At 69.2% G+C, this 12,347-nt stretch carries 13 protein-coding genes; 5 read left to right on the forward strand and 8 right to left on the reverse strand.

The window, feature by feature from the left end; translation table 11 throughout:
• Positions 1-85 precede the first annotated feature (85 nt).
• Complete coding sequence (locus RT2_RS20580; protein WP_072846665.1) at positions 86-1,000, forward strand: LysR family transcriptional regulator; 915 nt, start codon at positions 86-88, stop codon at positions 998-1,000.
• Positions 1,001-1,119: 119 nt separating this feature from the next.
• Complete coding sequence (locus RT2_RS20585; protein WP_072846666.1) at positions 1,120-1,863, forward strand: DUF899 domain-containing protein; 744 nt, start codon at positions 1,120-1,122, stop codon at positions 1,861-1,863.
• 81 nt (positions 1,864-1,944) lie between these two features.
• On the opposite strand, the gene recR is transcribed toward RT2_RS20585, so the two are convergent.
• Both recR and RT2_RS20595 read right to left on the reverse strand, forming a co-directional pair.
• Entirely contained in the window at positions 1,945-2,553 is a 609-nt protein-coding gene (gene recR / locus RT2_RS20590; protein WP_072846667.1) for a recombination mediator RecR, read from the reverse strand.
• Between the two features lie 9 nt (positions 2,554-2,562).
• Positions 2,563-2,862, reverse strand: coding sequence for a YbaB/EbfC family nucleoid-associated protein (locus RT2_RS20595; protein ID WP_217635565.1), 300 nt, complete (start codon positions 2,860-2,862; stop codon positions 2,563-2,565).
• 84 nt (positions 2,863-2,946) lie between these two features.
• Between RT2_RS20595 and RT2_RS20600 the strand changes: the two genes are divergently transcribed.
• Complete coding sequence (locus tag RT2_RS20600; protein ID WP_072846669.1) at positions 2,947-3,741, forward strand: Rv3717 family N-acetylmuramoyl-L-alanine amidase; 795 nt, start codon at positions 2,947-2,949, stop codon at positions 3,739-3,741.
• A 3-nt stretch (positions 3,742-3,744) separates the two neighbouring features.
• Here the strand turns inward: RT2_RS20600 and RT2_RS20605 are convergent, their stop codons facing one another.
• The gene (locus RT2_RS20605) at positions 3,745-4,179 is read right to left on the reverse strand and encodes an SRPBCC family protein (RefSeq protein WP_072846670.1); all 435 of its coding nucleotides are present in this window, start codon (positions 4,177-4,179) and stop codon (positions 3,745-3,747) included.
• A 257-nt stretch (positions 4,180-4,436) separates the two neighbouring features.
• On the opposite strand from RT2_RS20605, the gene RT2_RS20610 reads away from it, so the two are divergent.
• Together RT2_RS20610 and RT2_RS20615 are read left to right on the forward strand one after the other, a co-directional pair.
• On the forward strand, positions 4,437-5,867 hold the full coding sequence (locus tag RT2_RS20610) for an FAD-binding oxidoreductase (RefSeq protein WP_072846683.1): 1,431 nt from the start codon (positions 4,437-4,439) through the stop codon (positions 5,865-5,867).
• Positions 5,864-7,186, forward strand: coding sequence for a class I SAM-dependent methyltransferase (locus RT2_RS20615; protein ID WP_072846671.1), 1,323 nt, complete (start codon positions 5,864-5,866; stop codon positions 7,184-7,186). The genes RT2_RS20610 and RT2_RS20615 overlap by 4 nt, the downstream gene beginning before the upstream one ends.
• Positions 7,187-7,265: 79 nt before the next feature.
• On the opposite strand, the gene RT2_RS20620 is transcribed toward RT2_RS20615, so the two are convergent.
• The 5 genes from RT2_RS20620 to RT2_RS20640 all read right to left on the reverse strand — a co-directional run.
• On the reverse strand, positions 7,266-7,640 hold the full coding sequence (locus tag RT2_RS20620; RefSeq protein WP_072846672.1) for a PH domain-containing protein: 375 nt from the start codon (positions 7,638-7,640) through the stop codon (positions 7,266-7,268).
• A 186-nt stretch (positions 7,641-7,826) separates the two neighbouring features.
• Positions 7,827-9,968, reverse strand: coding sequence for a 3-hydroxyacyl-CoA dehydrogenase NAD-binding domain-containing protein (locus tag RT2_RS20625; RefSeq protein WP_072846673.1), 2,142 nt, complete (start codon positions 9,966-9,968; stop codon positions 7,827-7,829).
• A 29-nt stretch (positions 9,969-9,997) separates the two neighbouring features.
• Positions 9,998-11,212: an acetyl-CoA C-acetyltransferase gene (locus tag RT2_RS20630; protein WP_072846674.1), complete on the reverse strand. Its 1,215-nt coding sequence runs from the start codon at positions 11,210-11,212 to the stop codon at positions 9,998-10,000.
• Positions 11,213-11,414: 202 nt separating this feature from the next.
• A complete protein-coding gene (locus RT2_RS20635) occupies positions 11,415-12,050 on the reverse strand; it encodes a response regulator (protein WP_072846675.1) in 636 nt (211 codons plus the stop codon).
• Positions 12,047-12,347: sensor histidine kinase (locus RT2_RS20640; protein ID WP_371851189.1), on the reverse strand; the 301-nt coding region annotated here is incomplete at its 5' end. The genes RT2_RS20640 and RT2_RS20635, both read right to left, overlap by 4 nt.

Raw genomic sequence — 12,347 nt, forward strand, 5'->3', positions numbered from 1 at the left:
GCTAAGGATTCCGGGCCCGGTTTGGCCACCCAACTGGGATATTCGGAGAACAGTTATCTGGATTGCTCATAAGTAGGATGAGGGCATGGACTTCCGGCAACTGCGTTACTTCCTCGCGGTCAGCGAGGAACTGAACTTCAGCCGCGCCGCGCAACGCTGCTTCATCTCGCAGTCGGCGATCAGCCACCAGATCACCCGGCTCGAGGGGGAACTGGGCGCCTCGCTGTTCGAACGGTCCACGCGGGTCGTCCGGCTCACCACCGCGGGTGCCCGGCTGGTGCCGATCGCGCAGCAGGTGCTGAGCCTCGAGAGCCAGGCGTTCGCCGTCGCGCGCGAGCCCCGCAACAGGATCCGGATCACCGCGAACATGAGTTTCGCGCCGCAGAGCCTCGACGCCATCGCCCGCGTCCGCGAACGGCACCCGGACGTCGACATCGAGTTCGTGATCAAGAGCTTCGCGGACCGCATCGACGCCGTCGCGGCCGGTGACGCCGACCTCGCGCTGATCCGCGGGGACGTCGACCGACCGGGCCTCGAGATCGTCCAGCTGGGCATCGAGGACCTGGTGATCGTGACGTCGAGCCAGCATCCGCTGTCCGCCTTCTCCACAGTCGAGCTCGGCGAGCTGGCCCCGTACCCGTTGCTGCTGCCGCCGCGCCACAGTCAGGTCCTGCTGCACTCGGTGGTCGAGGACGCGTTCGTGGAGGTGGGGCGGCGGGTGCAGCTCGGCCCGCCGATCGCGCGCGACCACCGGGCCACCCTCGACCTGCTCACCAACCCCCGGGCCTGGACGGTGCTCTACGCCAGCACGGTCACCGACGTCACCCGGACCGGCCTGAGCGTGATGCGCGAGGCCCGCGGACGGCTCCGCGTGCCGGTCTGCGGCGTCGTCCGCAGCGGCGGCGAGCCCTCGCCGGCGATGGCGCACCTGGTGAGCTCACTGCGCCAGACCATGTACCCCGCCGAGACCTCGGCCGACGCCGCGGACCCCGAGGCCTAGGACGTGTCTCCCAATCCCGGCCGATGAGTTTCCGCGCCGCGCCGGGTCGACCTTTGTAGGCGGCCTGTCCGGCCGCCGTGCGCGGACCCGCGCGCTGGACTCGAACTTCAGGAGATGCGATGCCGCTTCCGAGGATCGGAACCCGAGACGAATGGCTGGCCGCCCGCGAGGAACTGCTCGCCGCGGAGAAGGCCCTGACCAAGGCGCGGGACGCGCTGAACACGCAGCGGCGCAACCTGCCGATGGTCGAGGTCGAGAAGGACTACCTCTTCGACGGCCCGAACGGCCCGGCGCGCCTGATCGACCTGTTCGACGGCCGTCGGCAACTGATCGTCTACCACTTCATGTTCGACCCGTCCTGGGACGAGGGCTGCCCGAGCTGCACCGCGGGCACCGACGAGCTCTCCCCCGGCTTCGTCAGGCACCTGCACGTGCGGGACACCAGCTACGTGCTGGTGTCGAGGGCGCCGCTGGCGAAGCTGGAGCGCTACAAGGCCGCGAAGGGCTGGGACCTGCCGTGGTACTCCTCGCTGCGCACCGACTTCAACTACGACTTCGGGGTGACGATCGACGAGTCGGTGACGCCGGGGCGGTACAACTTCCGCAGCCGGGCGGAGTTCGAGGCGATGGGCTCGGACTTCTTCGACGCCGAGCAGCCGTTCGAGATGCCGGGCCGGAGCTGCTTCCTCCGGGTCGACAACCGCGTCTTCCACACCTACTCGCAGTACGCCCGCGGCCTGGAGTCGACCGGGGGCTCGTACTACTTCCTGGACCTCACCGCCCTCGGGCGGCAGGAGGAGTGGGAGGAGCCGAAGGGGCGCAGCGAGTCCGCCCGCTCGGCGAGGCCAGACTTCGCGTCCTGACCCCGATTCCTGCCGCCGGCACGCCGCGGCCCCGGCCGGTGCGGGCGGGGACGGCGGAGGTCGGTCCGCCGCCCCCGGCAACTACATCGCGCGGCGGCCCGACAGCGCGCGCCCGAGGGTCAGCTCGTCCGCGAACTCGAGGTCGCCGCCCATCGGCAGGCCCGAGGCCAGCCGGGTGACGGACAGTCCGGGGAAGTCGCGCAGCATCCGCACCAGGTAGGTCGCGGTCGCCTCGCCCTCCGTGTTCGGGTCGGTCGCGATGATCACCTCGGCGACGTCGACACCGTCGTCCTGGTTGCCGATGCGCGCGAGCAATTCCCGGATCCGGAGCTGGTCGGGACCGACGCCGCTGAGCGGGTCCAGCGCGCCGCCGAGCACGTGGTACAGCCCCTTGAACTCGCGGGTGCGCTCGACGGCCTGCACGTCCTTGGGCTCCTCGACCACGCAGATGATGGTGCGGTCGCGCCGGGAGTCCGAGCAGATCCGGCACCGCTCCTTGTCGGAGACCGTGCCGCAGACCTCACAGAACTGCACCCCGTCGCGCACCCGTTGCAGCGCCTTCTGCAGCCGGTCGATCTCCGTCGGCTCGACGCTGAGCAGGTGGAAGGCAATCCGCTGGGCGCTCTTGGGACCGACGCCCGGCAGCTTGCCGAGCTCGTCGATCAGATCCTGAACCGGACCTTCGTACACCGGGCGCCGCTAGAAGGGGAGTCCGGGCAGGCCGCCCGCGAGCGGCCCGAGCTTGCCGGCCGCCAGCGCCTGCGCCTGCGTCGCCGCATCCGCGATGGCCCCGATCACCAGGTCCTGCAGGGTCTCGACGTCGTCGGGGTCGACCACCTTCGGGTCGATCGTCAGGGCCACCACCTCACCGGTCCCCCGGACGGTGGCCGTGACGAGTCCGCCGCCGGCCTGGCCGGTGACCTCTTCCTTGGCGATCTCGGCCTGCGCGGCCATCAGCTGCTGCTGCATCTGCTGGGCCTGCGCGAGGAGTTGCTGCATGTCGGGTTGTCCACCGGGCTGCACGTCGATGTCCTTTCTGCGTGTTGTCCGCCAGCGTAGACGCTTGCCGCTAGCGTGGTTCGGATGCGACAGACGACGGGGCGGCTGACGGCGCTGCTGCTCCTGGCCGCGTCCGCGCCGGTGCTCGCCGGGTGCACCATCCCGGTCGACGACGCCGCCGCGGCCGGTGTGGACGCGCCGAGCGTCGCTGTCGACGCCCCGGCGACGCCGATCCTCGCGGGCCGGACGGTGTTCCTCGACCCCGGACACAACGGCGCCAACGACGCCTCGGCCGGAAACCAGGTCCCCACCGGCCGCGGGGGCACCAAGGACTGTCAGACCACCGGCACCAGCACCGACGCCGGGTACCCCGAGCACACCTTCGCCTGGGAGGTCAGCGCGCTGATCCGGGCCGAACTCGAGGCGCTCGGTGCCCGGGTGCTGCTCAGCCGCCCGGACGACGCCGCGGTCGGGCCGTGCGTGGACGCCCGCGCCGAGGCCGCCAACGCCGCGGGCGTCGACGCGGCGGTGTCCGTGCACGCCGACGGCGCCGGGCCGGACCAGCACGGATTCCACGTCTGCTACTCGGCGCCGCCGCTCAACCCGACGCAGGCCGGCCCGTCCGTGGCGTTCGCCGGCGCCGTCCGGGACTCGCTGCGCGAGGCCGGCCTCGTCCCGTCGACGTACGTCGGACAGGACGGGCTGATGCCCCGCGAGGACCTCGCCGGGCTCAACCTGGCGCAGCGACCCACCGTCCTGGTGGAGTTGGGCAACATGCGCAACGCCGACGAGGCCCGCTCGATGACCGACGCCGCGGGCCGGGCCCGCTACGCGGGTGCCGTGGCGCGCGGCGTCGCCGACTTCCTGGATCCGCGGTAGCGGTCAGCCGACCTCGCGGGCCAGGTTGGCCAGCACCGCGCCCTGGATCTTCCGCAGTCCCAGCGGCGCGAAGGTGCGCTCGAAGAAGCCGCCGACGCCGCCGGCGCCCTTCCACGCGGTGGTGGTGGTGACCGTCGTGCCGGATCCCGACGGCGCGACCGTCCAGGTGGTGACGAGGCTGGAGTTGGCATCGGTCTCCGTGACGGTGTTGCCTGCCACGGCGACGGTCGCCTTGATGTCGCGCGAACGCTTCTCGGTGGCCTTGAGCGTCCACTGCGCGACCGTGCCGGCACCCTGGCCGCCCTCGAGCACGCGGTAGTCCAGGTACTGCTCGGTGAGGATGCGGGGACGCACCGTCTCGTAGTCGGCAAGGGCCGCGAGCACCTGCTCCGGCGTCGCCGTGACCTCGACCGAACTGCTGGCGCTGACCTGTCCCACTGTGGATCTCCTTAAGGCTGAGCCGGCGCTGACGGTGCGCCGACCCCCGCCATCGTGCCCGGTCCCGAATGCCCCGGCTACCTTCTGCCGTCGCGTGTGCGGGGTATCACAACCGGACGCCGTGGCGGGTCGGTCCGCGACCGAATCGCAACGTTTACGTGACGTTTCCGGTCGACCGCGAATCACCGGTCGCCGAGTCCGGCGGTGCGCGATAGCGTCGAAGGGTGGCTGTCACTCTGAGTGCGTTACGCGAAGGACTGAGCAGACGATCATCCACGCCGCGAGAGGTCGGGTCGCAGGCCCACCGCGCAGGCGTGCAACGACTGCTGTCGAGTTACCACGCCATCCCACCGGACGCCACCGTGCGACTGGCGAAGAAGACGTCCAACCTGTTCCGGGCCCGCGCCCGGAGCGAGGCGCCCGGGCTCGACGTCTCCGGCCTGACCGGGGTGATCTCGGTGGACCCGGCGGCGCGCACCGCCGACGTCGCCGGGATGTGCACGTACGAGGACCTCGTCGACGCGACCCTCCCCTACGGCCTGGCGCCCCTGGTCGTCCCCCAGCTCAAGACCATCACCCTCGGCGGCGCGGTCACCGGCCTCGGCATCGAGTCCACCTCGTTCCGCAACGGGCTGCCGCACGAGTCGGTGCTCGAGATCGACGTGCTGACCGGCAGCGGCGAGATCGTCACCGCGACGCCCGACGGCGACCACGCGGACCTGTTCTGGGGCTTCCCCAACTCGTACGGCACCCTGGGCTACTCCACCCGGCTGCGAATCGCACTCGAACCGGTCAAACCCTTTGTCGCGCTGCGGCACCTACGGTTCGACGACCTCGCCGAGCTGCAGGCCGCGATGGACCGGATCGCGTCGGAGCGCAGCCACGACGGCATCGCGGTCGACTACCTGGACGGCACTGTGTTCTCGGCGACCGAGAGCTACCTGACGCTCGGCACGCAGACCGACGAACGCGGCCCGGTCAGCGACTACACCGGCCAGCAGATCTACTACCGGTCGATGCAGCACGTGTCCACCACCCACCCGAAGACCGACCGGCTGACCATCCACGACTACCTGTGGCGCTGGGACACCGACTGGTTCTGGTGCTCGCGGGCGTTCGGCGCGCAGCACCCGCGGATCCGGCGGTTGTGGCCGAAACGCTACCGGCGCAGCAGTTTCTACTGGAAGCTGATCGCGCTCGACCAGAAGTACGACATCGGCGACCGGCTCGAGCGACGCAAGGGCAACCCGCCGCGCGAGCGGGTGGTGCAGGACGTCGAGGTGCCGATCGAGCGCACTGCCGACTTCGTGCACTGGTTCCTGCGGGAGATCCCGATCGAGCCGCTGTGGCTGTGCCCGCTGCGACTGCGCGAACCCGGCCCCACCGGGGCCTCGGCCGCGCGGCCCTGGCCGCTGTACCCGCTGGAACCGAAACGGACCTACGTCAACATCGGCTTCTGGTCGTCGGTCCCGATCGTCGCGGGCCAACCCGAGGGCGCCGCGAACCGGCTGATCGAGCACACGGTCAGCGACTTCGAGGGACACAAGTCCCTGTACTCCGACTCCTACTACACCAAGGAGGAGTTCGACGTCCTCTACGGCGGCGAACGCTTCCGCGAGCTCAAGCAACGCTACGACCCCGATTCACGTCTACTGGACCTGTATTCAAAGGCGGTGCAACGCAAGTGACCACGTACAAGGATTCCCATACCCCGATCGGACACCTCAACGGCGCACAGAAGCTCTCGATTGCCGAGATCCTCGAGACCGTCGCCGACGGCGACATCCCCCTGCGTTTCACCGCATACGACGGCAGTGCCGCCGGACCCACCGACGCCGAGTACGGCCTGTCGCTCAAGTCGCCGCGCGGCGCCACCTACCTGGCGACCGCCCCCGGGGACCTCGGCATGGCCCGGGCGTACGTCTCCGGCGACCTCGAGGCCACCGGCGTGCACCCCGGTGACCCCTACGAACTGCTCCGGGTGATGGGCGACGACATGCACTTCCGTCGCCCGTCGGCGCTGACCCTCGCCACCATCACCCGCTCCCTGGGCTGGGACCTGTTGCGCCCCATCGCCCCGCCGCCACAGGAGCACCTGCCGCGCTGGCGCCGGTTCGCGGAAGGGTTGCGGCACTCCAAGACTCGCGACGCAGAGGTGATCCACCACCACTACGACGTCTCCAACGCCTTCTACGAGCACGTGCTCGGGCCGTCGATGACGTACACCTGCGCGGCCTACGAGTCCGCAGACCAGTCCCTCGAGGACGCCCAGCACAACAAGTACCGGCTGGTGTTCGACAAGCTCGGGCTCAAGGCTGGCGACCGACTGCTCGACATCGGCTGCGGCTGGGGTTCGATGGTCCGGTACGCCGCCCGCCGCGGCGTCCGGGTGATCGGCGTGACCCTCTCGGCCGAGCAGGCCGAGTGGGCCCAGAAAGCCATTGCCGAGGAAGGACTCTCGGATCTCGCCGAGGTGCGGCACTCGGACTACCGGGACGTCACCGAGACCGGATTCGACGCGGTCTCCTCGATCGGGCTGACCGAGCACATCGGCGTCGGCAACTACCCCGCCTACTTCGGGTTCATCAAGGACAAGCTGCGTGAGGGCGGGGTGGTGCTCAACCACTGCATCACCCGTCCCGACAACAAGCACGCGGCGCGGGCCGGCGGATTCATCGACCGGTACGTGTTCCCGGACGGCGAGCTGACCGGGTCCGGCCGGATCATCACCGAGATGCAGGACGTCGGCCTCGAGGTGCGGCACGAGGAGAACCTCCGCGAGCACTACGCGCTGACACTGGCCGGTTGGTGCCGGAACCTGGTCGACAACTGGGACGCCTGCGTCGCCGAGGTCGGCGAGGGCACCGCGAAGGTGTGGGGCCTGTACATGGCGGGCTCGCGGCTCGGGTTCGAACGCAACGTCGTCCAGTTGCACCAGGTGCTGGCCGTCAAGCTGGGACCCAAGGGCGAGGCGAACCTGCCCCTGCGCCCGTGGTGGAAGGCTTAGGTAGAAGCGTCGACACAGGAAGGGGCCCTTCGTTCCGGTGAACGAAGGGCCCCTTCCTCGGTCGGAGGACTTCGGCCTGTCAGAGAACGAAGTGACCGATCAGCTGCCCGATGTGCTGGATGTCCACCTTGCCCTTGAACTCCAGGCGCACCTTGCCCAAACCGCTGAACCACATCTCCAGTTCCGCGTCGAGGTCGAAGGTACCGGCCGTCTCGACACTCCATGCCTGGATCTTGTTGTAGGGCAGCGAACTGTAGTCCCTCTTCTTGCCCGTCAGCCCCTGCACATTGATCGCGATGAGCCGTTTGTTGGTGAACACGACGCTGTCACGGATCCCCTTGAACGCGAGGTGAAGCTGCTCGCCCTCGACGAGGAGTGGGGCGATCTCGCCGTGAAGTTCGGCCGGACTGACGGGGCCGAGCTTGGCGAAGGCGGCATTCTGAAAATCGATCATGCAAAGAGAGAGTAGTGATGGCCCCCGACGGGCCGGAAATCGTACCTCGCCACCGGCCCCAACGTGATGAGTTTCGCTCGAACAGCGGGAGATCGGCCTCGAGCGGGTACGGCGGACCCCTGAAACGCCTCGAGGCGTTCCCCGCTCGGACGGACCGAATGGGAAACGCCTCGAGGAGGTTGGAGCCTAGGCCTTCAGGGAGGCCGGCGGGGTGAAGCGCTCGCCGTACTTCGCGGCGAGCTCCTCGGCGCGCTTGACGAAGCCGGCCTTGCCGCCCTTGTAGCCGACGACGTACTGGTGCACGCCACCGGTCCAGGCCGGGAAGCCGATGCCCATGATCGAGCCGATGTTGGCGTCGGCGCTGGTCATCAGGACGCCCTCGTCGAAGCACTTCTGCGTCTCGATGGCCTCGATGAACAGCATCCGCTCGATCAGGTCCTGGATCGGGGCCTGGTTCGAGCCGGAGTTGAACTGCTCACGCAGGCCCGGCCACAGGCCGGTGCGCTTGCCGTCGGTGTAGTCGTAGAAGCCCGCACCGCCGAGGCGACCCTTGCGGTCGTTGCCCTCGACGAGGAAGTTGATGACGTCCCCGGCCGGGTCGGCGGGCAGTTCCTTGCCCTCCGCCAGCGCCGCGGCCTTGGACTCCGCGCGGATCTTCTGCATCAGCGTCAGGTTCAGCTCGTCCGAGAGCTGCAGCGGCGCCGCCGGGTAGCCCGCCTGCATGCCTGCCTGCTCGATGGTGGCCGGCTCGATGCCCTCGGCGACCATGCCGATGGCCTCGTTGATGAAGGTGCCGATGACGCGCGAGGTGAAGAACCCACGCGAGTCGTTGACCACGATCGGGGTCTTGCGGATCGCCTGGACGAAGTCGAACACCCGGGCCAGCGCCTCGTCGGAGGTCTTCTCACCGCGGATGATCTCGACCAGCGGCATCTTGTCCACGGGAGAGAAGAAGTGGATACCGATGAAGTCTTCCTGGCGCTTGACGCCGGTCGCGAGACCGGTGATCGGCAGCGTCGAGGTGTTCGAGCCCAGCAGTGCGTTGGGCTCGACGATGTCCTCGATCTCCTGGAACACCTTGGCCTTGAGCTCGGGCGACTCGAAGACGGCCTCGACCACGAAGTCGACGCCCGCGAAGTCGGCGGCGTCGGCGGTCGGGGTGATGCGCGCGAGCAGGGCGTCCGACTTCTCCTGCGTGGTCTTGCCGCGCGAGAGGGCTTTGGCCTCGATCTTCTCGGAGTACGCCTTGCCCTTGGTCGCCGCCTCGATGGTGACGTCCTTGAGCACGACCTCGAAGCCGGCCTTGGCGGAGACGTACGCGATGCCCGCGCCCATCATGCCGGCGCCGAGCACGCCGATCTTCTTGATCTCGCCCTTGGGGATGTCCTTCGGACGCGAGGCGCCCGACCCGATCGCCTGCATGTCGAAGAAGAACGCCTGGATCATGTTCTTCGCGACCTGGCCGGTGACCAGCGACGTGAAGTAGCGCGACTCGATGGTCAGCGCGTTGTCGATGTCGACCTGGCTGCCCTCGACCGCGGCGGCCATGATCGCGCGCGGGGCCTCCATCGGCGCGCCCTTGAGGGTCTTGCGCAGGTTCGCCGGGAAGGCGGGCAGGTTCGCCGCGAACGCCGGGGTGGCGGGGGTGCCGCCGGGGATCTTGTAGCCCTTGACGTCCCAGGGCTGCACGCCGGACTCGGGGTTGGCCTTGATCCACGCCTTCGCCGCGGGGACGAGCTCCGCGACTGAGGAGACGACCTCGTCGACCAGGCCGACCTCCTTGGCCTGCTGCGGACCGCGCTGCTGGCCCTGCAGCAGCATCTGGGTCAGCGCCGGCATCAGGCCGAACATGCGGACGGTACGGACCACGCCGCCGCCACCGGGCAGCAGGCCGAGGGTGACCTCGGGCAGGCCGATCTTGACGCCCTTGACGTCCGCGGCGATGCGGTGGTGCGTCGCCAGCGCGATCTCCAGGCCGCCACCGAGGGCCGCACCGTTGATGCAGGTGACGACGGGCTTGCCGAGGGTCTCGAGGCGACGCAGGTCCGCCTTGAGGACGACGCTGTGGTTGAAGATCTCCTCGGCGTTCTCGGGGCCGACCTTGATCATGTTCTTGAGGTCGCCGCCGGCGAAGAAGGTCTTCTTGCCGGAGGTCAGGACGACACCGGTGATGGCGTCCTTCTCCGCGTACAGCCGGTCGACGGTGGCCTTCATCGAGGCGATGTAGGCCGCGTTCATGGTGTTCGCGCCCTGGTTGGGGTCGTCGATGGTGAGCACGACGATTCCGTCGGCGTCCTGCTCCCAGTTGATGATGTTCTGCTCGCTCACTGCTAAGTCTCCTGGTAGTCCGGGCCGCGTCAGACGCGCTCGATGATGGTGGCCACGCCCATGCCGCCGCCGATGCACAGGGTGACCAGTGCGTAGCGGGCATTGCGGCGCTCGAGCTCGTCGATCATGGTGCCGGTGATCATCGCGCCGGTGGCGCCGAGCGGGTGGCCCATGGCGATCGCGCCGCCGTTGACGTTGAGCTTCTCGTCCGGGATGTTCATGTCCTTCTGGAACTTGAGCACCACGGAGGCGAACGCCTCGTTGATCTCGACGAGGTCCATGTCCTCGATCGTCAGACCCGCTGCGGCGAGGGCCTTCTTGGCCGCCGGCGTCGGGCCGGTGAGCATGATGGTCGAGTCGGCACCGGAGGTGGCGGTCGCGACGACGCGGGCCCGGGGGGTCATCCCCATGTCCTTGCCGGCCTGCTCGGTACCGACCAGCAGCAGTGCGGCGCCGTCGACGATGCCGGAGCTGTTGCCGCCGTGGTGGACGTGGTTGATCTTCTCCACGAAGTGGTACTTCTGCATGGCGACGGCGTCGAAGCCGCCCATCTCGCCGATCATCGCGAAGGCCGGGGCCAGGCTCGACAGGGACTCGACCGTGGTGCCGGGACGCATGTGCTCGTCGTGGTCGAGGATGGTGATGCCGTTCATGTCCTTGACCGGGACGACGGACTTGGCGAAGTAGCCGCCGGCCCAGGCCTTCGCCGCGAGGTCCTGCGAACGGACCGCGTAGGCGTCGACGTCGTCGCGGCTGAAGCCCTCGATGGTGGCGATCAGGTCGGACGAGATGCCCTGCGGGACAACGTAGTTGTCGTAATTGGTGGCCGGGTCGTTGACCCAGGGGCCGCCGTCGCTGCCCATCTTGACGCGCGACATCGACTCGACGCCGCCGGCGATGACCAGCTCGTCCCAGCCGGAACGCACCTTCTGCGCGGCCATGTTCACGGCCTCGAGGCCGGAGGCGCAGAAGCGGTTGATCTGCACGCCGCCGACGGTGTCGGGCAGACCTGCGTCGGTGGCCGCGATGCGGGCGATGTCCATGCCCTGGTCGCCGAGCGGGGAGACCACGCCGAGGATCAGGTCGGAGACGCGGTCCTCGTCGAGGTCCGGGAAGCGCACACGCAGCTCGTCGATCAGGCCCGTGACCAGCGAGATCGGCTTGACCGAATGCAGCGAACCGGTCTTCTTGCCGCGGCCACGCGGGGTTCGGATGGCTTCATAAATGAATGCCTCTGTGGTCACTGTGAGGTGTTCCTTCCTGTGCACGTCCCCGCGCGCGTGTGTGCGTGCGGTTCGCGATGTTCAGTCCAAATTCCACGCCTGGCGCCGCCTACCCAGCGCCGGACCCGAGGTAGACACCTCGACGACACAATCGTAGAACGTGTTCCAAAAAATGGACTAGTACCGAACCGAGCACGCTGTGTGACCGTGCCGATCACCCCGGTCAGCCCAGGCCGGCGTCCCGCGCCCGCACGATCGCCGCGGACCGGTCCGCCACACCGAGTTTGGTCAGGATGTTCGAGGTGTGGTTGCGCACCGTCTTCGGGCTGAGCACCAGCCGCCGGGAGATGGTCGTGTTGTCGTGGCCGGCGGCGATCAGGTCGAGCACCTCGCGTTCACGCTCGGTCAGTTCCGGGAACACCGCCGGAGGCAGGGTCCGCGAGGCCGCCATCATGCCCAGCGCGCGGGACGCGACGGCGGCTCCGAGAATCACCTCGCCGTGCGCAACGGCCCGCACCGCCCGTTCGACCTCTTCGGGACCGGCACCCTTGACCAGATAGCCACGGGCCCCGGCACGCATCGACGCGGCGATCGAGTCGTCGTCCTCGTGCATGGTCACCATCAGCACCTTCAGCCCCGGGTACCGGGCCAGCAGTTCCCGGGTGGCCTCGACACCGGAGCCGTCGCCCAGCTCGAGGTCCATCAGCACGACGTCCACGTCGCCGGTCACCAGTGCCGCCGCCTCCGCGGCCGAACTGGCGTCCACCGCCACCTCGATGCCGTCGAGGGTGGACAGCAACGCCGACATGCCGAGCCGGAACACGGGGTGGTCGTCGACGACGGCTATGCGAACGGTCATGGCACGGCCAACGGTAGCCGCGCGGTCACCCGGGTGCCGTGCGGCGCTACCGGGTCGATCACCAGGGTGCCGCCGAGTTCGCTGGCGCGCTCGCGCATCGACCGGGTGCCGACGCCGCCGGCCCGGCCCGGGTCGAAGCCGGTGCCGGCGTCACGCACCACGACGGTCAGCTGCCGGCCCGCGGCCTCCGCTCGCACCCGGGCGCCGGCGGCGCCGCTGTGCCGGCGCGCGTTGGTGACCGCCTCGACCACGATGCCGTAGGCGGCGGCGCTGACATGTGGGTCGAGGCCCGCCGGC

Source organism: Rhodococcus tukisamuensis NBRC 100609, from assembly GCF_001894985.1.
GTDB classification, from domain to species: Bacteria; Actinomycetota; Actinomycetes; order Mycobacteriales; family Mycobacteriaceae; genus Rhodococcus_G; species Rhodococcus_G tukisamuensis.

Excerpts from the sequence above, each read along its gene's own strand:
- RT2_RS20595 (WP_217635565.1), bottom strand. The coding sequence starts at position 2,862 with ATGCAGCAACTCCTCGCGCAGGCCCAGCAGATGCAGCAGCAGCTGATG.
- RT2_RS20585 (WP_072846666.1), top strand. The coding sequence starts at position 1,120 with ATGCCGCTTCCGAGGATCGGAACCCGAGACGAATGGCTGGCCGCCCGC.
- RT2_RS20580 (WP_072846665.1), top strand. The coding sequence starts at position 86 with ATGGACTTCCGGCAACTGCGTTACTTCCTCGCGGTCAGCGAGGAACTG.
- RT2_RS20600 (WP_072846669.1), top strand. The coding sequence starts at position 2,947 with ATGCGACAGACGACGGGGCGGCTGACGGCGCTGCTGCTCCTGGCCGCG.
- RT2_RS20635 (WP_072846675.1), bottom strand. The coding sequence starts at position 12,050 with ATGACCGTTCGCATAGCCGTCGTCGACGACCACCCCGTGTTCCGGCTC.
- RT2_RS20620 (WP_072846672.1), bottom strand. The coding sequence starts at position 7,640 with ATGATCGATTTTCAGAATGCCGCCTTCGCCAAGCTCGGCCCCGTCAGT.